We start from the raw sequence: 22,306 nt of genomic DNA, 5'->3' as shown, positions 1-22,306 counted from the left end.
TTGACAACAGAACTTATCTATCAGAGGTATTGTATTGGCATCAGTTTTGGTGTTTTTATGAATTAAAATTGAAAAGATGAAAAATTTCATTATTCCTGTATTGGCAGTAACCCTGCTGGCAGCCTGTAAGAAAAGCCCTGAAAAGCCTATTCCCAATGTGATAGATTCTATGGCCCAGGCCAGGGAAAAGACTATGGAGACAGCAGTGCAGAAGAAAAAAACGGATGAGGTTGCTGTAAAGGTAGCTAACGACGGGATTTTGCAGGCTTTGAAAAGTAAAGATTATAAAACTTTTGCGTCATTCATTCATCCGGAAAAAGGCATTAGCTTCTCAATGTATGGATTTGTTAATCCAAAAGAAGACCAGCATTTTTCCAAAGAGGAATTTGTGAAATTTCAGCCGACAAAGACGTTATTTACCTGGGGTGCTCAGGATGGTTCAGGAGATCCATACAAAGCAAGCATTAATGATTATTTTGCAAAATGGGTTTTCTCCAAAGATTTTACCACTGCACAGTATTCATTAAATAAATTCCAGGCTGGCGGAAATTCACTTAATAATGTAAAGGAAATATTTCCCGGTAAAGATTTTACTGAAAACTATATAAAAGGAACCGAAAAGAATGGCGGAATGGATTGGAAAACCATCCGTTTTGTTTTTGAAGAATTCCAGGGAAAACAATATCTGATAGCTGTTGTCAATGACCAATGGACGATTTAATATAATGCTGTAAGAATTAAAATTAAAGGCTGAAATTTATTGGTCTTTTATCCTTGTCAAGGCTTAAAACCTTGACAAGGATTTTTTTAGATTAACCTAGAATTTCAACAAGCTTTTTAGTCAAATTTTTTCTTGAGAACTGTTCAATATTCTGGGTGTTTTTTAGAAGGTTTCCTTTTTTCCAGAGTTCATATTTCTCAAGGATAAAATCTTTAACAGCTTTGGAATCTTCATAACCGAAATGTTTTCCCGCACCTGTTTCTGCAAGTATCCTTGAAACATCGGCTCCAGTCGGCCCGAAAGAAATAATATGCTTTCCGGTTGCCAGGTACTCAAATATTTTTCCGGGAATAATTCCTTTAGAAGATTCATTCGGGAAATTGGTGATCAGTAAAAGATTTGAATTTGCCATCTCTTCAACGGCTTTATCGTGAGAAATATAACCCAGATTCAGGATATGATTTTTCAGATTTGAACTTTCTATAGACTGAAGGATCTTATCATCAACTCTTCCTGCAAATTTTAAAGTGAAATGATCTGCAAACTCTTTATTTTCTTTCACCAATTCATCAAGAGCTTTCCATAGCTTTTCAGGGTTTCTTAACTGCTCAAGAACACCGATATAACTTAAGGTAAAAGTTTTCTGTTGCTGTATTTTTTCTGTTGTAGCACTGAACGGAGTTGAAGCGTCACTTTCATCAAACCCATTCGTAATGCATATTGCATTGGCTCCTGATTTTCTGAAGTTTTCAGCATCAGTATAGCTTGTCGCTAATGTTATATCTGCATTTTTAAAAACGGCACTTTCAAGCTGACGGTGTTTTCTGTCAGAACTTTTGGTGAGCTTTAAATGTTTATAATAAGAGATTTCAGTCCAGGGATCACGGAAATCAGCGATCCATTTCAGATTAGGAAGCTTCTTTTTCAGTCCCAGACCGATCATATGAAGAGAATGGGGCGGACCGGAAGTCACCACCACATCTATTTTATTTTCTTTTAAATACTGTTCTAAAAATTTGATGGAAGGTTTTACCCAAAATACCCTTGCATCCGGAATGAAAAAGTTTCCTCTCACCCAGATCGAAAGCCTGGATTTCCAGCTCTGATTTTTGCCGACATCAAACTGTCCGGCTTTGAACTTTTTATTGCTTTTGTTCAGCTTTTCAGCCAGCTGATAAGGTTCCCAGATTTTGGTTTTTACAATCTCTATATTTTGCGGAACGTCTTTTAAAAGGCTTTCATCGAGTAGGGGATAGCTTGGATTTTCCGGGGTGTAGATCACGGGATTCCAGCCGGATTCCGGCAGATATTTTGCAAACTTCAGCCATCTTTGAACACCAGGACCTCCCGCAGGAGGCCAGTAATAGGTGATGATCAGTATTTTTTTTTGTTCCATTAACCTTGAACAATAAACTTTAAACGTTAAACAGTTTTTTCAACAAGCTGTTCCTTTTTTTTATTTTTATTCATCCAGAAGATCCCGAATGCACTCAGCGCAATAAATAGTCCGAAACATAAAAGAGACAGCCATTTACCTTTTTCGATCACTTCAGGCTCAAAAACCATTCTGATGTTGTGGTTTCCGGCAGGAACGTGTACCGCACGCAGAAGATAATCTGCCTTGATGTAAGGAACCTCTTTTTCATCCACAAACATTTTCCATCCGTGAGGATAGTAGATTTCAGAAAAGACAGCCAGCTGAGGTGTTTTTGACTGAGATTTGAATTCCAGTTCATTCGGCTGATATTTCGTTAGATTGATAAATGCCGCAGAATCTGCCTGAACAGGTTTATTGTTGAAATAAGATCTGTCAGATGATGCAATAACAGCAGTTTTCTTACTGTCGATCACTCCGATAGACTTAATTTCTTCGTCAGGAGTATTCACAAATTTCAGATCACTTACAAACCATGCATTTCCGTTGGCTTTTGCATTCGGCATTGCCTGAGGCTGCTCCGGTCCTCCCATCACCCAGTATTTGGCATTAAGAAGGTTCAGGATATTCGGCACTTTTACAGAGTCCATGACCTGGAAATATTCGTTGATCACATCATCATATCTTCTCAGCTTTACGGCATGATAACCTCCGATTGAAGATTTGAAATAAGAGGTATTGGTCTCACTGAATGTTCCTAAGATATTATTGAAAACCCTGTAATGTGTTTTGTCTTTTTCAGCAATGGTTTCAAGCGTTTTATTAACGTTGACATTGGCCAGAATAGATTCTAAGTTCGGATTTCCCTGAACTTTTTCAGCCAGCAGATCTGAACTTTCTGTCTGGAATGGATTTTCAGCAAAGACTTTGTCTACATAATTTTCATCATTCAGGTAACGTTTGTTTACCGTCCAAAGATCAAATAAGCTCACAGCCCCGATGATGATCAAAGCAATATTCTGGCTCAGTTTTTTCTTCATAGCCATGAAAAGAACAGTGGCCGTTATAGCAACATAAATTAATGCTTTGATGGCATCAATTCTGAATAATTTGAATCTCTCATCAGCAAGGTAATCCAACAGGAATGGCGGGAAATATGTTTTTTCTCCATCGGTATAAAAACCAAGCAGTGATTTTCCAAAAAGAAGAAGGATTAATAACAGTCCCAAAGTTCCACCGCTTACATACATAAGAATTTTCTTTTTGTATTCCTCGGTCAGTTTTTCGTCCGTAAAGAACCTGTAGATTCCTATCACAGCAATTAAAGGGAATAATAATTCCACGACCACCAATATGGAAGATGGTGCTCTGAATTTACTGTAGAAAGGAACATAGTCGATAAAGAAGTCGGACAGTGGCATAAAGTTGCTTCCCCATGCCAGTAGAACAGTAAGAATGGAAGCTCCGAGGATCCAGTAACGGTATTTTTTCCATGCAAAGAAGAATCCCAATAAAGCAAGGAAACATACTACAGCACCCTGATAGGCAGGGCCTGAGGTTCCCGGCTGGTCTCCCCAGTAGGTAACCCCGTTGAAACCTTTGGAAATTCTGTCCATTTCAGCCTGTGAACCTACATTTTCCTGGATAAGCTCCTGAACCCTGTTCATCATTTCTTTAGCTTCAGGTTCCTGACTTCCGCCACCCATCAGCCTTGGAATGAAAAGATTCAGTGTTTCAAGTTTTCCGTAGCTCCACATCAGGATACTGGTTTTATCCAGCCCTGATTCTCCTGAAGTGTGACTGTCATTCGTCAGAATCTGCTTTCCACGTACGGTTTCTTTGATGTACTCGGAATTGGCCATGATCCTTTGGGAGTTCATCCCGACACCAATTGCGCATGAAGCCGCAATAATTCCTGATGAAATAAGAAAATGCTTCATCGGAGTCTTTTTCTGGATGGCTCTTACCAGCTCGGACAGGAATAAAAATCCTAATGCGAGAAACAGGTAGTATGTCATCTGAGGGTGGTTGGCTGCAATCTGAAGTCCCATAAAAAGGGTTGTTGCAATGAATCCCCAGATGTACTGTTTCCTGATATAAACTAATATAATTCCGGCAAGAAGCGGTGCGAAATACTCTATGGTATTTACTTTACCGTTGTGCCCTGCCGCTATAATAATGTAAAAATAGGTGGATAATCCGAAGAAAGTGGCACCCAGTAAAGCGTATTTCCAGTTTCTGACGGCTACCATTCCGAGGAAGAAAAATCCTGCAAAAAGGAGAAATAGATAATTGACCGGTCTTGGCAGGAAGTTCAGGTTGCTGTCGATCTTTTTAATGATGTCACCTTTGAACTGGCTTCCCATCTGATAGGTCGGCATCCCGCCAAACATGGAGTCACTCCAGTAGGTTTCATTTCCGGTATCAGCTCTATAGTCCAGGAGTTCTTTTGCACCTCCTCTGTACTGTACGATATCATGCTGAAAAAGCTGTTTTCCGGAGAAAACAGGAGTGGAGTATAAAAATGCTAAAACTATAAATACAACTAATGAAATTGCAATATAAATTAAGTTTTTATTTTTAGCCATACGGGTTATTATCTTTTTATTTCCTTTGGAATTTTTACCTTTTGTCTTTAGTTTCTTTTACCTCTTCATAGTCAACTGTTTCTGCATCCCAGTTGAGATTCTGTTTATTCTTATTCGAGCTGTTTAGATCCTGCTGCCTGTTATTATTTTTATTATTATCAAATCTGTAACTGTAAAAAGTCTTGAAGAACACCCTTTTCAGGATATTCCAGACAAAGAAAATAATGATGGCAGAGAGCACTAACTCAAGAATGTACTTCATAATTTCTAATTTAAATTCAAGTGTATGATTTAAAGTTCAGAGTTTGCAGTTCAAGGGTTATAAAATTATCCTGAAAGTTATTATCTACGATAAAAGCCTACTCTCAAATGCTCTCACTCTCAAACACTCTGACCCTAAAACGTCTTTAATTCAATTATTTTGCAGAAGGATTGACCATTACAGAAGATTTGGATGTGCTTTTCATAGACTGTGACTGTTTTCCGTCTGAAATAGTCTCAATCTGTGTTGTTTTTACATCGATATTCTGATTGGTGATCCATCCTGTACTTTGGTCAAACTTAATGGTTCCGTTCTGGGCAAGCTCGCTGCTAAGGCTATGTGTGATAGTTCCCTGCGTTTTCTTTTCCGTCTTTTTAGGAATTCCTCCCGTTACTGAAATTTCTGCGGCACCGTTTCCTACGCTTTTCAATACATAGTTTGAAGTTACTTTAATGCTTCCGCTTGGATCTGCGTTTTCAGAAGTAGTCCATTTTTCACCAATTTTCACTCCTTTTTTAGGAATAATCGTTAAGTTTTTATTCAGCTGGTCTTTTAATACCTTTTCATTGAAGGTTTCCTTCAGACTGGCCACAACGCTTGCTTTTTGGTTAGCATCTTTGATAAGAGTTCCTACGGCAGCAGTAACTTTGGTATAAACAGCATCAAAACCTGTAATAGAAACCACATTTCCTTTAGTATCCATTTTCATGTTAAGCTTGTTGCCGGTCAGTGCTTTGTTGATATTCCAGATCATCTTCAGGTCATCTTCTTTCGGAATAGCCAGTTTGGTATCTACAACTACTGTTTTGCCCTGTGCACTCTGCGAATTTCTTTTAGCGACAAGATTAAGGGTCATATCATATACATTACCTTTGATATCATTAACGGTGAAGTTCATTTCATCCGTAGATTCGCTGGTTGCTGTAATCGTTTTTCCCTGAGGATCTTCCATTGTTTTCACATCTCTCTGGTACGTGGTAAGAGGATAGGTTTTTCCTTTTTCCAGTTTAAACGTCTGAGTGAAAACTCCTGCAGAGTCTTTGATGGCAGGGTTTTCCGCCACTTTAGCTACAGAATCGGCAGGAACTTCTACCGTAACTGTTTTCCCAGTTTTAGGATCTACTTTAGTGATGGTTGCTGTTTCTTTTTTACAAGATACAAGAGCTATAGATGAGATAAGCATGAATGCTGCTACGTTTTTCATTTGATTTTTTTTAAGTTAAATTTTACTGATATTTCCGTTCTGTGCATCAATAACGATACCACAAAACATCACGATAAAATACTTAGGTCCTGTCTGATTACAGATTTGGAGCCGCTACGATTTTCTGTCTTACCGCTTCATACAAAATGGCTCCGCATGCTACAGAAACATTTAGCGACTGTGTTTTTCCTTCAATAGGAAGCTTTATTTTTTCGTCTGAATGATGCATGACTTCTTTAGAAATTCCGGTTTCCTCATTTCCCATCACAATGGCGCAGGGCTCTGTGAAATTTACATCATAAATCAGTTTCTGAGCTTTCTCGGTAGCTGCAAATACAGAAATACCGCTCTGCTGAAGGAAATCTACTGCATGCGCAAGATTCGGTTCCTTACAGATCTTAATATTGTAAAGCGCTCCCGCAGAGGTTTTGATAGCATCCGAATTGATCGGTGCTCCTCCTTTTTCCGGTAGGATAATAGCATCTACGCCTACACATTCTGCTGTTCTGCAGATCGCCCCGAAGTTTCTTACATCCGTAAGCCTGTCCAGGATCAGTAAAAAAGGTGTTTTTCCTTCTTCAAATAACTGCGGAACGAGATCTTCCACTCTGTGAAACGGAACATCTGAAATAAAGGCAACCACTCCCTGGTGGTTTTTTCTTGTAAAACGGTTCAGCTTTTCAATTGGAACATAGTTGGGACGAATTTTATTTTTGGCTAAAATCGTTTTCAGCTCAGCATAAATAGGACCTTGCAGTGCATTCTGCACAAAGATCTTGTCAATCGTTTTTCCCGCTTCAATTGCTTCAATTACGGGACGCAGCCCGAAAATAAAATCGTCTTTCATTGAAATTTATTATAAATTATATGGTGAATAGTTAATAGTGAATTTTACTTCATAAGTCAAATTTGAAAGCTGTACAATTCACACATCTGATCATTGACTTGCGTAGCAAAAATTCACTTACCTTCCATTCTCTCCAAGTATTGCTCTTTTCTGTGCCATGATATAGCCGTAATGCAGGCTTTCATGCATATTGTTGAAGATGATGGCATCCTGGATGCTTTTCAGGTCCATGCCGAAACTGGTCGTGTACGGTGTGTAGTCTGAAAAGAAATCGCTGTCATAATCTTTCATCAAAATCTTTGAAGTTTCAGTGAGTAAAAACTCAAGGTCTTCCACTTCAGATTTTTGTACATTCAGGTTCGGAAGGGTTCCTTTTTTGTAGGTTTCAATCCAATATTTATCTATTCTGAAGGGATTTCCGCTCAGATAATAATGCAGGAGCTGCTGTGTAGCAACCGTATGGGCAATATTCCAGTACATATTGTTGTTGAACCCGTCAGGAATCAGCAGAAGATCTTCATGGGAAGTGTTTTGCAGAATACTTAAAAGGTTCTTTCTCACTTGTCTGTGTGCTTGAAAATGATAATTCATTTTGCAAAAATTTTTAATCACCAAAAATAGTTTAATAAACTGGAAGCGACAATTTTTTGGATAAGGGATTGAATTAAATGTTCTTAAATCCTGAAAAAAGATGTTAATTGTTTGTTTCTTTATCGATCATAAAAAAACTCCACTGAAAGTATTTCAAAGGAGTTTTTACTGTTTTTCAAATTCAAACGATCTGAATACGATTTATCGTGATTGTAATTTTTTATTTTTTAATGATCTTATGTTTGAATGTTATTCCATCTTTCATGACAATGTTCAGAAAATAGACTCCTGCGGTATACGTTGAAATGTCTATCCTGTTTTCACCGTGAGTTTCAGCCAGTTTTTTGCCGTCAATACTGAAAAGACCTATCGAAGCTACATCTATCTTTGATCTTATATTAACAAAATCTGAAGTAGGATTAGGATATATACTTACATCTACGGTCTTAATATCTTTTACATCCAAAGCCGTATTGCTTTTCCCCTGCATATAGACCGATAAATAGACATCTCCCTGCTGCTGATTAAAAACTGCGGTAGGTATCGTATGTTTTAAAGTATGGTTTCCGGCGGCTATGCTGGGCATAGTAAATCCTCTGACAGGAACCGAATTACCCGGACACCAGTTATTCCATGAAGTCCACTCTGCAAATGATTTCGGGACAGCACCATAGATCCCGTTACCTTGTGTATTGTATACCCTGAATGGCTCACAGGAAATTCCTCCGGGAGTGTAGGTGAGCATCTGTACGTCATCTATATAGGTGTAATTTTGTCTTCTTACATATTCTTCGCCGCCACTGTTGGCACCATGAGGAGTGGATATGACATAAAAGCGGGCATTGGTAACGGCATTGGGAAGGTTAAATGTGACAATCCTAACCGTTTCACCAGGGACATCAGTACTGTTATAGTTGTTTAATGTCTTATAGGTTAAAATAGGAACAAGCGCATTGTAGTCTGTGGGAGTGGCTCCCGCATCCGTCGAAAAGAAAGTAAGCGTTCCGGAAAAAACATCAATTCTGCCGGCACATCCTGCAACCTGGGTCTGTGCTGCATAAGGAACACCGAAAACATCAAGTTCCATATACATATCGTAGGCAGTACGCAATGCAGTATCATGAAATATGCTGTATAGATTGCTTAAGTCATAGGTATAAGGAACCTCTGCAGGAGTGCGGTTTTTATTCATAAACGGAGTAATGTACCGGCTAACCTCAATTCGTTTTACATTAGTATCATTAATTGTATAAGCAGGTTGATTTTTAGGTACCATTGTTAAATAAACACTTCCCAGACGGTCATAATTATCACACAAAGCACCTATGGTCACTCTCATGGCAATTTTAGCCTTAAAAGAATTCAATTCGGCATCCGTAAGCTTTCTTGCGTATCTGGTATTTGAGAGCCTGATGAGACCGGCAGGAACAGGATCCGATACTGTAGCTGCGTAACCGTCATAATACACGGCATCTGAAATCAGATTCATTCTGCTTGTTGTCTGTGATTTTAAAAGTCCTGCCAAAAGGATGCTTAGAAAAAGTAGCTTTTGATACATATTGTCGGTGTTTGATGCAAATGTATTAAATATTCGTATAAAATTTTGTTAATAAGGTGTTGAAATTCACATTTATTTGAAAAATTAAAATTTTATAATTAAATTAGCACAATGTTCAATACTAATTAATCAAAAATGAAAAAAATTTTACTTTTAATTTTGTTATCGATAGCTTTAATGCTTAATGCTCAAATAAACTTAAACATTACAAGTACAAGTGTCGGAACGGCTCCTATAAGTAGTTTTTTTTCATATTCATATGTTCAGCAGATCTATCCCAGACAGGAACTAAATGCAGCAGCTGCTGGCAATATTACAGGGCTCACCTTTTATGTAGACCCTTCGGCTACGATTAATGATTCTTCAAACTGGACCGTTTATCTTGGACATACCGCAAAGACCGGATTTACTTCCGGAACAGACTGGATTCCTTCAGCACAGCTTACCCAGGTATTTGCCGGTACTGTGACGAAAACTAATAATAAGGTTGAAGTTATTTTTACCACCCCGTTTGCCTATAACAACAGTGATAACTTAGTGATTGCTGCAAAAGAAAATGCTCCAAGTATTGATATTAATAACTTTGATGAAGCCTTTCGTGTGTATCCGCATATCCCGTATTCAACACTTTATTATAAAGGAGACCGTATGATTGTTGATCCTGCAACGCCGCCCGGAGGAATAAGAGCGGATTATAAATCTGCAGTGACAATTTCTGGATTAACATCCAGCTCTACACCTGCGTGTCCTTTTGTTAATTATCCGGTGAACAATGCTCAGTTTGTATCTTTAACCCCGAATTTTAAATGGCTTCCTGTTTCCGGGGCCGATTCCTATACAATATCATTAGGAACAAGTGCAGGAGGAACTGATGTTATTAATCAACAGGCAGTAGCCGGTACATCCTTTTCTCCGTCAGCTCCTCTTAATCCGAATACTACTTATTATCTGAAAGTTACTTCAGTTACCGGCAGTCTTGTATCTTCCGGCTGTACAGATGTTGTTTTTACTACAATACCTCCTGTACCTGTTAATGATGCATGTTCCGGGGCTTTAGCAGCGTCGGTCTTTCCCTATACCTATACTCAGAATGATGCTGTATCTGCTACTAACAATGGTGGATTTATAACTACATGTGCTGATGCAATGAATGACGGAACGTGGTTTAAGTTTACCGGCGATGGCGGTCAGTTTACGGTTAAAATAACCATGCCTTCGGGCAGTGCTTATGATCCCCAAATGGATTTATACAGCGGCGCATGCGGCAGCTTGGCCTGCGTAAGTGCGGTGGATAACGGTGGCGGCGGTACTGCGGAAACCTATACATTCACAACAACGGCAGGAACAGAATATTTTATAAATGTCGGGGCTTATGAGGAAACAGTCGATATGCCTGAAAACACCTTTACGATTACCATTACTAAGCTTTAATCTGTAAAGTATCCTGCAATTTTCTAATGATAATTATGATTTGTCATTGGGATTAATATGTCTTTTAGATAAAAAATAGGCTGATCCAACAGACTGCTTTAAACAATTAATATCAATGCTTTTCCCTTTTTGACTCATCTTGTGGGAATTCTTTTTTTGATTCATTACCTGGATCCATTATAAATAAAGGAATATTTAACAAACTTTAACTCTAAAATGGCATTCATTATGTTGATTAATGCCAGTATTTATCAGAAATTTACCATCTATTTTTAATTAAAGCTATGTCAGATACCTATCAAGCTGAAGATATCCGCCAGTTGACGGAAAAAGTAAAAGAAAAGAATTACTTATTTTCCCTACTGAGACAGGAAATCAATAAAGTGATTATTGGCCAGGAATATATGATAGACCGACTTTTGGTGGGTCTTTTAGGGAACGGACACGTCCTTTTGGAAGGAGTTCCGGGACTGGCAAAAACTTTAGCGATCAAAACCCTGGCAGAAGCTGTTCATGGCGAGTTTTCCAGGATACAGTTTACTCCCGACCTGCTTCCGGCAGATGTGGTGGGAACCATGATCTTTAATATCAAAGACAACGATTTTTCAATAAAAAAAGGTCCTGTTTTTGCCAATTTTGTATTGGCGGATGAGATCAACCGTGCCCCGGCAAAAGTACAGTCTGCATTGCTGGAAGTGATGCAGGAGAAACAGGTGACAATTGGTGATGAAACCATGAAACTTCCGAAGCCGTTTTTGGTGCTGGCTACTCAAAACCCGATTGATCAGGAAGGTACTTATCTGCTTCCGGAAGCACAGAGTGACCGTTTTATGCTGAAATGTAAGATTGATTACCCAAATTTTGAAGACGAAAGAACGGTGATGAGAATGGTTTCAACCTCCCATCAGCCTGTTGTAAAACCTGTGATATCACTGCAGGATATTGTAGACGCCAAAGAACTCATCAACCAGATTTATCTGGATGAAAAGATCGAAAAATATATTCTGGATATGGTTTTTGCAACCCGTTATCCTGAAAATTACGGACTTTCTGAACTTAAAAATTATATTGGATTCGGAGCTTCTCCCAGAGCATCCATTAATCTTGCCATTGCATCCAGAACCTATGCATTCCTGAAGGGAAGAGCCTTTGTAATTCCTGAAGATGTAAAAGCATTGGCTCAGGATGTTTTAAGACACAGAATTGGTCTTACTTTTGAGGCAGAAGCAGAAGAAATTTCATCAGAAGAGATCATCAACAGGATCTTAGCTAAAATTCAGGCACCCTAATGAGTGAAGTGGTAATAAGAAAAGCTGTTCAGGAAGATTGTGCTCCCATGCTGGAGCTGATCCGGGAGCTGGCAGAATATGAAAAGGCACTTCATGAAGTGACTATAAGTTTGGATGATTTTATTGAGGACGGCTTCGGGAAATCTCCGGTTTGGGGAGCTTTTGTTGCTGAACTGAATAATGAAATAGTTGGGATTTCCCTATATTATGACCGGTTTTCGACCTGGAAAGGAAGAAGACTGTATCTTGAAGATCTGGTGGTAACTGAAAAGATGAGAGGAAAACAGATAGGAAAACTTCTGTTTGATGCCACTTTGGAATATGGAAAATCTAACCAGTACAGCGGAATGGTTTTTCAGGTATTAAACTGGAATGAACCCGCTATTAACTTTTATAAGAAATACAGCCCTAAATTTGATAATGAATGGCTGAATGTTTCGATTGAATTGAAAGATTAAAGTGAGAAGTAAGGAAGATGGGAGATTGAAGTGCAACCGAATCTCACAATACGCAACACATTTATGGAAATAAAAGATATTGTAAAAAAAGTAAAGCAGATAGAGATCCGTACCCGAAAGAAAACGGAAGCTTCACTTATGGGACAGTATCACAGTGCTTTTAAAGGACAGGGGATGACTTTCTCCGAAGTCCGTCCGTACCAGTTCGGAGACGAAATCAGAAGGATCGACTGGAACAAAACAGCCCGCTTCCGCGAACCTTTCGTGAAAGTGATGGAGGAAGAAAGGGAGCTGACCATGATGATCGTGGTAGATATTTCCGCCTCCATGGATTACGGAACCAAAGGCCAGCTGAAAAGGGAATATGTAGCAGAAATCGCGGCCAGTCTTGGGTTTTCAGCTGCCGGAAATAATGACAAAGTAGGACTCATCCTGTTTGCAGATAAAGTATATAAAGTGATTCCGCCCCAGAAAGGCAGAAAACATATTCTTTCTATTATCAGTAATATTCTGACGGCAGATTATGTTCCGGCTATATCAAATATGGATAAGGCAATGGAATATATGATGGGGATTTTCAAAAGAAAGTCTCTCGTTTTTCTGTTCTCAGATTTTGAAGATCCTTATGATTCCAAAATGCTTAGGGTGGTTTCAAAAAAACATCAGCTCCTGGGAATGAGGATCTATGACGAAAAAGATAATGAAATTCCTGATGTAGGCTATGCTCTTCTGTATGATGCTGAAACAGGGAAAGAAGTCTGGGCCAATACTTCCAGTGCAAGATGGAGGTATACATTTGCTGAAGCCCAGAAGCAGAAAGTCCGTGCTCTGGAAGAAGATTTTGCCACCAGCTCTGCCAGCTTTATGAATATGAGTACCGGTGCCGATTATTCTAAAATGCTGTATAATTATTTCCAGAAGAAGTAAATATCAATAACAAAGGCTCCGGCCTCAACTATTATTATTTGAAATTGAAAAAAATATTATTCATACTTTCTTTTTTAATCTGTGGAAACGCTTTTTCGCAGTTATTATCTTCCAATCTGGAAAAGAAAACACTTGCCTTGGGTGAGGTCAACCGTTTGGTTATTAAAATAGACAATGTCCATGAACTGCAGGTGGTGGCTGCCCCTAAAAACGAACTCCTGCCTTTCCATTTTGAAGAAATTAAAGACAGCATCGGACAGAATCAGAATTCCTACGAAAGGAAAATTGAATTTTCTGTATATGAAGAAGGGAAATTTACCATTCCCGAGCTGGAATTTAATGTAGGAGGTAAAATTTTAAAAACCATTCCTTATGAAATTGATGTGGTAAATACCGCCCAAAAGGCAGATCAGATCAATGATATCATGAACAATAAGGAAGTAGAGCTTGAAGCAAAAGATTACTGGGAGCTTTATAAATTTTATATTCTCGCTGCTTTAGCGGGTATCGCTCTGATTATTGCCATCATTATGTTTATTAAATGGGGGAGGAAATCTAAAAGCTCACCGGCTGTTGCCACTAACCAGACTTTAAAGGAACTGGATTCCCTGAAAAAGAAAAAATATATTGAAGAAGGTGATTTTCGTTCGTTCTATGTTGAACTGATAGACATATCCAGAAAATTCATTGCCAAACAATATCATCTTCCGGCGGATGTTCTTCTTACAGATGATCTTATTGATGTCATGAAGAAAAACAATACCATTTCCCAGGAAAATGAAAAGACAGTGGAAGATGTCTTTTTAAGAGGAGATCTTGTGAAATTTGCCAAGACCTTTCCTGATCAGACTACCATGGAAAAAGATTTTGCAGATATCCGCGATTTTGTGAAGAGATCATCAAAAGATTTAGAATTTGAAAATTTGAGAAAGGATGCCTGATTTTGAATTTTACAGCCCATGGTTCCTGTTGCTTTTTCTGCTGTTCATTCCTCTTTTTATTAAAGATGCGGGTGGAAAGCGGAAGAAAGGCATAAAAGTCCCTACAGTCCGGAATATGGAAGGCAATGGGGGAATCCGTGCCGTGCTTGGCCTGCTTAAGTTTTCAAAATATATTATTCTTTCTGCATTGATTATTGCGATGGCCAGGCCGAGAACTTTTACGGTTTCCCAGGACCGGGATGATACCAAAGGTGTAGATATTATGCTTTCCATAGACGTTTCCCTGAGTATGCTGGCCAAAGACCTTAATCCGGACCGTATTACTGCGTTAAAAGATATTGCCGTAAAATTTGTCCAGAAACGTCCGAATGACAGGATAGGAGTGGTAGCCTATGCCGCAGAAGCATTTACAAAAGTGCCGGTAACTTCTGATCATCAGGTGGTTATGGAAGAAATTAAAAACCTTAATTCTGCGGGCCTTGAGCCGGGAACGGCTATTGGAGAAGGGCTTTCTGTGGCGGTGAATCATCTTGTGAAAAGCAAAGCTAAAAGTAAGGTAGTGATTCTGATGACAGACGGAGTAAGCAATATTCAGAACGCAATTCCTCCCCAGCTTGCTGCAGAGCTTGCCAAAAACAATAATATAAAAGTATATGCCATTGGGATAGGAACCAACGGTTTTGCACTGATGCCTACTTCACAGGATATTTTTGGAGACCTTATTTTTACAGAAACAGAGGTTACGATTGATGAAAATACACTGAGAGAAGTAGCTCAGACTACAGGCGGAAGATATTTCAGAGCGACCTCCAATAGCAGCCTGGAAGAAGTGTATGATGAGATCAACCAATTGGAGAAAACTGATATCAAGGTTGCCAAACTGTACAACTATGACGAATATTTTAAAATTTTCCTTTGGATCGCATTGGGAATGCTGTTTTTTGATGCATTGTTGCGGTGGGTGCTATATAAATTTTTAAGCTGATGAATTGGTCTTTAGGAAATTACTGGTATTTATTTTTGCTGTTGCTTCTGCCGCTGCTGTCCTTCTTTCTGATCCGTTTTCTGAGATGGAAAAAGAAAAAAAGAGAGATTTTCGCAGACAGCAGGTTTCATGACAGCTTGTTCGAAAAAAGATCCGGGTTTACAAAATTTTTTCCGGCTTTGTATCTTTTGGGAACGCTTTTCCTTATATTTTCGATTATAGATTTACTGAACGGTTCTGAGGACGTGAAGACCAACCAAAGGCTTAATAATGTAATTTTTATGCTGGATGTCTCCAATTCTATGAATGCGGAAGATATTGATCCCAGCCGTCTTACAGAGGCGAAAAATCTGATGCTGGGCACGATGCAGAAGATGAAGAATGATAAGATAGGTATTGTGATCTTCGCCGGTGAAGCCGTTTCTATTATGCCGCTTACCACAGACTACGGGACCGCTGAAACCTACATAAGTGCAGTAGAAACAAGCTCTATGAAAATCCAGGGAACTGATTTTCTGAAAGGAATGCAGGCTGCAGCAGAAAAATTTAAAAATGTAAGCAAAGGCTCAAGAAAAGTTATTCTGCTGAGTGACGGTGAAGATAATGAAGGAAATGATAATGCTGCCATAAGACTGGCTAATAAAGAGGGAATCACCATAACATCGGTAGGAATAGGAACGGATGAAGGGGCGCCGGTTCCGGAATATGTCTTCGGACAGCTGATGGGCTATAAGACCGATATGGATGGCGGAACGGTGATCTCCAAGAGACAGACGGAAGCTCTTAAAAAAATGGCAGAATCTACAGGAGGAGATTACGTAGACGGAAATAATATCAATGAAGCTCCTGATAAGATCATTGATGCTGTTAACAAAAAATCTTCATCTGCACAGACTTTGGTAAAGTCTCAGAATGCCAATCACTATTATCAATATTTTTTAATAGTTTCTATTTTCTTTTTCTTTTTAATTTATATCTTGAATCCGAAAAAAGATTTCAACATTTAGTTTTTATACTTTGTTTATCAAGATTTTAAATAAGTACTTTAACCGAACTTTAACAAATAGAAGTCTGTTTATTAACATATAAAGGAATAATTTTGCAGGTAATGAATACTAAAATCATTTTTTTATCGTTTTTTATTGCTTTCTCATTCTCAAACACACTGTTGGGGCAGGAAAACTATAGAACTTTAGTGTATGAGGGTAATCAGAAATTTAACGGTAAGGACTATGACGGAGCGTCTTCCAAGTATATGGAAGCTGTAAAAGAAAATGAAAAAGATTTTACAGCTCATTATAACCTGGGAAATGCATTGTATAAAAGCAAAAAGTATGAAGAGGCTAAAGCAGAATTTGACAAGGCTCAGAAGCTTTCGCAGACTCTGCCGGATAAAACAGCCGCTCTTCATAATTTGGGCAATACCTACATGCAGATGAACCAGCCGGAAAAAGCGGCTGACTATTACAAGCAGGCTCTGAAGCAAAATCCATATAACGAAGCGACCAGAAAGAATTATGAAATTGCCAAGCTGAAAGAAAAAGAAAAACAGCAACAGCAGAAAAACGAACAGAACAATTCAGGAAAAGGCGGAGGAGGAAATGATCAGAATAAAAATGATGATCAGAAAGGTGACCAAAAAGATCAAAAGCAGGATCAGGGCAATGGGCAACAGAATGAAGGGGAAAGCGACCAGGGAAATACTCCTAAGCAGAACCAGGAGAATGAAGGGAAAATGCCTAAGAATCTTGAAAATGCGATATTAGATAAAGTCAACGAAAAAGAAAAAGAAACCGCCAGAAAAATCTTAAATAAGAATTCTTATTCGATGCCCCAAAGCAACGAGAAAGATTGGTGATGCAGCATAAACTGATTTACATATTATTCCTTTTTGCATCCGTAATTTCTTACGGACAGGTCAATCTGTTTATGGAACCTGATAAATCAGAATATAACGGAAAGGATATTGTAAACCTTACGATTGTTTTGGAGCTTAATGGTATCGATCTTGAACCACAAACCCGTTTTCAGCTTCCTGACCTTTCAAAATTTAATATTATAGGAAGCGGATCAATGACAAATACATTAATCGATCCCGCCACCAATACACTTATTACCCAGAAAATATCCAGAATTGCTCTTGAGCCCAAAAAGAAAGGGAAAATCAAGATTGGTTCCGTACTGGTAACAGTCAATAATAAGATCTACAAAACAGAACCTTTTGATATTAATATAAAAGAGATCATTGAAAGAAGGTCTCTTGCCAGCAATCTTGCCAGCGAAGTCTATCTTAATATGGAGATCGAGGACCGTGAGGTTTATCAGGATCAGGCTACAGTAGCTGTGTTGAGGGTGTATTCCAAAAACATGGACAATTTCAGAAAGGTGAAAGATGTTCGTCTTCCGCGCCAGGAAAATCTTAATGTACATCCTATAAACTTAAACAAATCGGAGATAGATCCTTCGGGTGCCGGAAATATGGCTTCCCAGGTGGTCGCAGTATTTATGGTATTTCCTAACGAATCAGGGTATGTAGATGTTCCATCGGTTTCGGCATCAGTAAGCTCTTATTCGAATAAAAATAAAATTGTTTCCAACAGAGTAAAGCTTAATGTAAAAAAACTTCCGGAGGGATCCCCTGAATATTTTAAAAATGCAGTAGGTAATTTCAAGGTGACTGTATATAATGCATCAAAGGATAAAATAGAAGTTAACAAGCCGATCAACGTTATTGTTAAAGTTTCAGGAGAAGGAAATCTTCCCGATATGCATCTTCCCAAGATTATTTCATCTCCGGATTATGAAGTCTTTGCCCCTAAAATTACATCCAAAGTGGCTCCCGGAACCACAGGGATGAAAGGAGAGATTTTGGCTAACTATGTAATTATTCCTAAAAAAGCAGGTGCTATTTCGATCCAGACCGAGCAGTTTGCATTTTTTGATCCGGCCAGCCGCGAATATGTAGATCTTGGAAATAAAACCCTTTCCCTGAATGCATTTTCTCATGATCAGATTCTGGAATCCCGTACCACAGTTGAGAAGGTAAACGAATACACCAACACGCTTTTGGAAACGGTAAATACTCCTGTTCTGAAAACAACAACATTTAAAGTAAAGGAAAAAAGTAAATTCCACTGGAATATTCTTTTAACCAATATTTCCATTCTTATCGGGTTATTTATTATGTACCTGTTATTTAAGACATGGCAAAAAAAACGAACGTTAGTTAAAGAAACAGCATCTCCGAAACCACTTGGCTCTGTCGCTGAAACCGAAAAACAGATAAGAGAAACGCTGAAAACGGATATCGACGATTATTTCAGCTATCTTGAGAATCTAAAAGATAACGGAGATTATCAAAAGTTCTTTGATACCCTGGAAGAAATGGATATGGATGTCAGAAAAAAGTATTTCCAAAGCTCTTCACAGGATTTCAGAGTATTCCTGGAAAGTTATAAAGGACTTTCTGTTGCAGAAGAATACAGAAATTTGCTTCAGAGGATTCAAATGGAAAAATACTCACCTCTGAAATCAGCAGAAGGAATGGAGGAACTTCTAAAAACAGTTGTTGATTTGTATTCAAGGATTAGCAAATAGTCATTTTTTTTTCATATTTTTGCGAAATTATTAATACAAAGAGATGGAAATATTTAATGATTTTTCTATTAAAGAGATCGTTACCTGCTTTATGGTTCTTTTTGCCGTAATCGATATTATTGGTTCTGTTCCTATTGTGGTAAGCCTTCAGCAGAAGTTTGGGCAGATAGAAGCGGGGAAAGCTTCCATTACTGCCGGTGTCATTATGATTGTTTTTCTTTTCGTAGGAAACAAAATTCTTAAGCTGATCGGGGTAGATGTGAATTCCTTTGCCATTGCCGGAGCTTTTGTGATTTTTATCATAGCCCTTGAAATGATATTAGGTATTGAGATCAACAAAACTACCGAAGCAAAGGCTGCATCCATTGTCCCTATTGCATTTCCACTGGTTGCAGGAGCCGGAACGCTTACAACAACCTTATCTCTCAGAGCTGAATTTCATGATATTAATATTATTTTGGGGATTATTCTCAATACAATTTTCGTATATTTGGTGCTGAAATCAGCGAAATGGCTGGAAAACAAAATGGGGGAGGCTACCCTGTCTATTCTTCAGAAGGTTTTCGGGATCATCCTTTTGGCTATTTCAATAAAATTATTTACCGCAAACTTTGCCCAATTGGTGCTGAACTATATTAATTTTTAAGAATCATGCAGAAGTTTTATAAAGTATTTCTAGTTGTGTTTATCGTTTTTATTGCCATCAATCTTTATGCATTGGACTGGCAGACAGACCTTTTATCAGAAGATAACCTGAAGTTTGTATTTTCAATTGCTTCAGCAGTTCTTGGCCTGATTTTGCTTTTTGTACTGGATACATGGAGCAGGATTGGAGTGAAGAAATAATTTAAAAATTACATTATTTAATATATAAAACCTCTTTCATTGGAAGGAGGTTTTTTGTTTGAGAGAGGTAGCTTCGGGAGCTTCAGCCACCAGTAATAGATACGAATTTTTTATATTGGATTGATAATAAGGATGAGAATAAGTAGGTGGCTGAGGCTCCCGAAGCCACCATTGCCTGTATTTTAATAAACCACCAGGTTCTTTAAAACAGCTTCCGACTTCAGTTCCGTTTCCCGCCATTCTTTTTCAGGGCTGCTCAGGGCAGTAATACCACCGCCTACAAATACATGTACAGAATCTTTGTAGAGTCTTGCACACCGCAGGTTAACAAAATACATGATATCTTCATCCGTTTCCACTTTAATAAATCCGGAATACAGTTCGCGGGGAAATTTTTCAAGTTCCTGAATACTTTTTTTACAGAATTCCTTTGGAATACCGCAGACTGCAGGGGTAGGGTGGAGATCACTGATAAGGCTGTCCAGATCTTCAGGCTTGATATGGGCTTTAAAATCTGTCCTGAGATGTTTGATATTTCCTGAAATATGGTCGTAGGTATTTGATACTTCTATGTTTCCTGAATAGTTTTTAAGCGTATCGTGAATATAGGAGGTGACAGGTTTCTGCTCTTCAATTTCTTTTTCTGTCCACGCTTCGGTTACAGGTAGGGTTCCTGCCAGGCTCATGGTTTCAAACTCATGGGTTGCCTTGTTGAATTTTCCCAGAGTCTCTGAAAAAGCTCCCATCCAGGCATTCTGGCCGTCATTGAAGATATATCTGAATGCATTAGGGTAGGATGCACATAGTTTTTTAAAACTTTCTTTGAAATCTATCCGGTTGAAATCTTTGAATATTTTCCTTCTTGAATATACCAGTTTTGGAAGCTGATGGTCTTTAATGACATGAATAACCTGATGAAGTCTGTTGATATACTCTTCTTTTGTTTCTCCATTGAAAAAGCTGTCATCTTTCAGCAGGATGTCATTGGAGATAATTGCCTGTCCAAACTGTCCGGAAGCATTGATAATACTGCCTTCAAAACTAATCTGTCTCAACAGGTCAAATGAATGAAAACTGACGGATTCCCCGTTGGTCTTCGGGTCAGTGGAATATAATGTTTCGTTAAAAGGAAGTTTGAAATAAATCATGGGTTATGGATAGGTTTTGAAAATCATTACCCGGAAATACAGTAGGAAATTCCCAAGTTGATTTTCCTTTCAGCAAAGGTATTACTAGTCTTAAAACTGTCAAAATTAAAAGAGCTGTTTTTAACTAATATTTCGCATAAGCGCATTAAAAAAGACCCAAATTTTTTGAGTCTCTTATTTTTTGTTGATATTCTGAATTATCTCAGAAGAATATTGTTTGTCATGGTAGTATGGTTGATGAGTACGCCTTTTTCATCCCTGATCTCAATTTCGGAAACATGCATGGTCTTTCCTTTTCTGATGAATCGTGCTGTAGCTGTTACAATCCCTTCTTTTTTACTTTTCAGGTGGTTGGAATTGATATTGGTTCCTACCCCGTAATACTTGCTGCCGTCAATAAACATATTGGACAAGCTTGAACCCAAGGTTTCAGCAAGCACACAGCTCGCTCCTCCGTGCAGGATCCCGAAAGGCTGATGTACCTTTGGCTGTACCGGCATGGTTGCCGTTAAAGTTTCATTTTCAACGTCAATATCGATGAACTGTATTTCAAGCGTTTTTGCTAATGTTATATTGTCTCCCCAGTTGTTTAAGAACGTAAGGAGCTCTTCTTTAGTCTGACCTTTCATTTTATAAGTGATAAATAATGAATGATAAATGATTATCTAAATAGGTAAGTAATTTTGTTCTAACTTCTAACTTCCTCCTCGCTGCCCGTTCCCATAATATTCGGGTTCCAGTTCGCCGGTATTTTAGGAACAATATCATTTTTTATATAATAATCCTGAATTTCCTCCATGATCTCGGAGAAAGGAACTGAAGCGATCCTTTCGTAAGGTATGGTATAGCCTAAATACACAATATTTCTTTTAAAATCACCTGCAGCAAGAACAATCGGTACTTTTGCAGCCAATGCCATATGATAAAATCCTTTTCTCCACTTCGGAACCCAGCTTCTGGTACCTTCAGGAGTGATTACAAGGCTGAAATCTTCTTTTTCGAACTGTCTCGCAACAAAATTTACCAGGTCATTTTTCTGGCTTCTGTCGATGCCAATACCGCCAAGTCCTTTTACAAGGCTTCCGTACCATGCTTTTGTATGGGCATCTTTGATAATGATTTTTAATGGTTTTTCCAGAGACCAATAGGCAAGATTTCCTAACAGATATTCCATGTTGTGCGTATGAGGTGCAACCACAAGGATACATCGGTCCAGACTTTTAGCATCGCCCTGCAGGACAACTTTCCAGCCTAAGATCTTTAACATTAATTTACCTATCAGTTTTTTCATATATCTTTAGATTAAAAACAAAAAGTATAACCAAACAGGTTATACTTTACAAATATATTGAAATATTATCGCTCTTAAAACAAACCGCTTATTAAATCTACGATTTTCATTACAATTTCTAGTGCAACTTGTACCATGGTTAAGGTGTTTTTTAATGATTTGGTTAATTATTTTTAACTATACGAATGTATAACATTTTTTTAACATAGCGAACTAAATAATAATATTTTTTCTGATTTCTGAGAGA

Annotated in this window: 22 protein-coding genes; 12 read left to right on the top strand and 10 right to left on the bottom strand. The window is 38.3% G+C overall.

The window, feature by feature from the left end; all coding sequences use genetic code 11:
• Nucleotides 1–76: 76 nt before the first annotated feature.
• Nucleotides 77–721 (top strand): hypothetical protein, encoded by a 645-nt coding sequence (locus J4Q03_RS06645; RefSeq protein WP_426047423.1) that lies wholly within the window; start codon nucleotides 77–79, stop codon nucleotides 719–721.
• 91 nt (nucleotides 722–812) lie between these two features.
• Here the strand turns inward: J4Q03_RS06645 and J4Q03_RS06640 are convergent, their stop codons facing one another.
• From J4Q03_RS06640 to J4Q03_RS06610, 7 genes are all read right to left on the bottom strand, one after another.
• Entirely contained in the window at nucleotides 813–2,117 is a 1,305-nt protein-coding gene (locus J4Q03_RS06640; protein ID WP_426047422.1) for a glycosyltransferase family 4 protein, read from the bottom strand.
• Between the two features lie 26 nt (nucleotides 2,118–2,143).
• Nucleotides 2,144–4,684 (bottom strand): YfhO family protein, encoded by a 2,541-nt coding sequence (locus tag J4Q03_RS06635; protein ID WP_426047421.1) that lies wholly within the window; start codon nucleotides 4,682–4,684, stop codon nucleotides 2,144–2,146.
• 34 nt (nucleotides 4,685–4,718) lie between these two features.
• Complete coding sequence (locus tag J4Q03_RS06630) at nucleotides 4,719–4,946, bottom strand: hypothetical protein (protein WP_426047420.1); 228 nt, start codon at nucleotides 4,944–4,946, stop codon at nucleotides 4,719–4,721.
• Between the two features lie 154 nt (nucleotides 4,947–5,100).
• Nucleotides 5,101–6,150, bottom strand: coding sequence for a DUF6263 family protein (locus J4Q03_RS06625; protein WP_426047419.1), 1,050 nt, complete (start codon nucleotides 6,148–6,150; stop codon nucleotides 5,101–5,103).
• Between the two features lie 97 nt (nucleotides 6,151–6,247).
• The gene (gene rlmB / locus J4Q03_RS06620) at nucleotides 6,248–6,997 is read right to left on the bottom strand and encodes a 23S rRNA (guanosine(2251)-2'-O)-methyltransferase RlmB (protein ID WP_426047418.1); all 750 of its coding nucleotides are present in this window, start codon (nucleotides 6,995–6,997) and stop codon (nucleotides 6,248–6,250) included.
• A 117-nt stretch (nucleotides 6,998–7,114) separates the two neighbouring features.
• Nucleotides 7,115–7,588 carry a DinB family protein gene (locus J4Q03_RS06615; protein WP_426047417.1) on the bottom strand — a complete coding sequence of 158 codons (474 nt, stop codon included), beginning with the start codon at nucleotides 7,586–7,588 and terminating at the stop codon, nucleotides 7,115–7,117.
• A gap of 220 nt (nucleotides 7,589–7,808) precedes the next feature.
• On the bottom strand, nucleotides 7,809–9,146 hold the full coding sequence (locus J4Q03_RS06610; RefSeq protein WP_426047416.1) for a peptide-N-glycosidase F-related protein: 1,338 nt from the start codon (nucleotides 9,144–9,146) through the stop codon (nucleotides 7,809–7,811).
• 135 nt (nucleotides 9,147–9,281) lie between these two features.
• Between J4Q03_RS06610 and J4Q03_RS06605 the strand changes: the two genes are divergently transcribed.
• The 11 genes from J4Q03_RS06605 to J4Q03_RS06555 all read left to right on the top strand — a co-directional run bounded on the left by J4Q03_RS06605 (nucleotide 9,282) and on the right by J4Q03_RS06555 (nucleotide 19,620).
• A complete protein-coding gene (locus J4Q03_RS06605; protein WP_426047415.1) occupies nucleotides 9,282–10,577 on the top strand; it encodes a hypothetical protein in 1,296 nt (431 codons plus the stop codon).
• A gap of 284 nt (nucleotides 10,578–10,861) precedes the next feature.
• Nucleotides 10,862–11,866 (top strand): AAA family ATPase, encoded by a 1,005-nt coding sequence (locus J4Q03_RS06600; protein WP_426047414.1) that lies wholly within the window; start codon nucleotides 10,862–10,864, stop codon nucleotides 11,864–11,866.
• Nucleotides 11,866–12,324 (top strand): GNAT family N-acetyltransferase, encoded by a 459-nt coding sequence (locus J4Q03_RS06595; protein WP_426047413.1) that lies wholly within the window; start codon nucleotides 11,866–11,868, stop codon nucleotides 12,322–12,324. Before J4Q03_RS06600 ends, J4Q03_RS06595 begins: the two co-directional genes overlap by 1 nt.
• A gap of 63 nt (nucleotides 12,325–12,387) precedes the next feature.
• Nucleotides 12,388–13,251, top strand: coding sequence for a DUF58 domain-containing protein (locus J4Q03_RS06590; protein WP_426047412.1), 864 nt, complete (start codon nucleotides 12,388–12,390; stop codon nucleotides 13,249–13,251).
• A gap of 44 nt (nucleotides 13,252–13,295) precedes the next feature.
• The gene (locus J4Q03_RS06585; RefSeq protein WP_426047411.1) at nucleotides 13,296–14,192 is read left to right on the top strand and encodes a BatD family protein; all 897 of its coding nucleotides are present in this window, start codon (nucleotides 13,296–13,298) and stop codon (nucleotides 14,190–14,192) included.
• Nucleotides 14,185–15,177: a VWA domain-containing protein gene (locus J4Q03_RS06580; protein WP_426047410.1), complete on the top strand. Its 993-nt coding sequence runs from the start codon at nucleotides 14,185–14,187 to the stop codon at nucleotides 15,175–15,177. The genes J4Q03_RS06585 and J4Q03_RS06580 overlap by 8 nt, the downstream gene beginning before the upstream one ends.
• Entirely contained in the window at nucleotides 15,177–16,184 is a 1,008-nt protein-coding gene (locus J4Q03_RS06575; protein WP_426047409.1) for a vWA domain-containing protein, read from the top strand. The genes J4Q03_RS06580 and J4Q03_RS06575 overlap by 1 nt, the downstream gene beginning before the upstream one ends.
• A gap of 101 nt (nucleotides 16,185–16,285) precedes the next feature.
• On the top strand, nucleotides 16,286–17,035 hold the full coding sequence (locus J4Q03_RS06570; protein WP_426047408.1) for a tetratricopeptide repeat protein: 750 nt from the start codon (nucleotides 16,286–16,288) through the stop codon (nucleotides 17,033–17,035).
• Nucleotides 17,035–18,774: a BatD family protein gene (locus tag J4Q03_RS06565; protein WP_426047407.1), complete on the top strand. Its 1,740-nt coding sequence runs from the start codon at nucleotides 17,035–17,037 to the stop codon at nucleotides 18,772–18,774. Before J4Q03_RS06570 ends, J4Q03_RS06565 begins: the two co-directional genes overlap by 1 nt.
• 43 nt (nucleotides 18,775–18,817) lie before the next feature.
• Nucleotides 18,818–19,420 carry a MarC family protein gene (locus tag J4Q03_RS06560; protein ID WP_426047406.1) on the top strand — a complete coding sequence of 201 codons (603 nt, stop codon included), beginning with the start codon at nucleotides 18,818–18,820 and terminating at the stop codon, nucleotides 19,418–19,420.
• A gap of 5 nt (nucleotides 19,421–19,425) precedes the next feature.
• Nucleotides 19,426–19,620 carry a hypothetical protein gene (locus J4Q03_RS06555; protein ID WP_034728849.1) on the top strand — a complete coding sequence of 65 codons (195 nt, stop codon included), beginning with the start codon at nucleotides 19,426–19,428 and terminating at the stop codon, nucleotides 19,618–19,620.
• Nucleotides 19,621–19,802: 182 nt separating this feature from the next.
• Here J4Q03_RS06555 and J4Q03_RS06550 read toward each other — a convergent pair whose 3' ends face one another.
• From J4Q03_RS06550 to J4Q03_RS06540, 3 genes are all read right to left on the bottom strand, one after another.
• Nucleotides 19,803–20,768: a chorismate-binding protein gene (locus tag J4Q03_RS06550; protein WP_426047405.1), complete on the bottom strand. Its 966-nt coding sequence runs from the start codon at nucleotides 20,766–20,768 to the stop codon at nucleotides 19,803–19,805.
• 197 nt (nucleotides 20,769–20,965) lie between these two features.
• A complete protein-coding gene (locus J4Q03_RS06545; RefSeq protein WP_426047404.1) occupies nucleotides 20,966–21,397 on the bottom strand; it encodes a PaaI family thioesterase in 432 nt (143 codons plus the stop codon).
• Between the two features lie 59 nt (nucleotides 21,398–21,456).
• Nucleotides 21,457–22,059: a 1-acyl-sn-glycerol-3-phosphate acyltransferase gene (locus tag J4Q03_RS06540; protein ID WP_426047403.1), complete on the bottom strand. Its 603-nt coding sequence runs from the start codon at nucleotides 22,057–22,059 to the stop codon at nucleotides 21,457–21,459.
• Nucleotides 22,060–22,306 lie beyond the last annotated feature (247 nt).

Source organism: Chryseobacterium sp. NFX27, assembly GCF_049887855.1.
In the GTDB taxonomy this organism is placed as follows: domain Bacteria; phylum Bacteroidota; class Bacteroidia; order Flavobacteriales; family Weeksellaceae; genus Chryseobacterium.
This window is presented reverse-complemented; position numbering and strand designations above follow the sequence as displayed.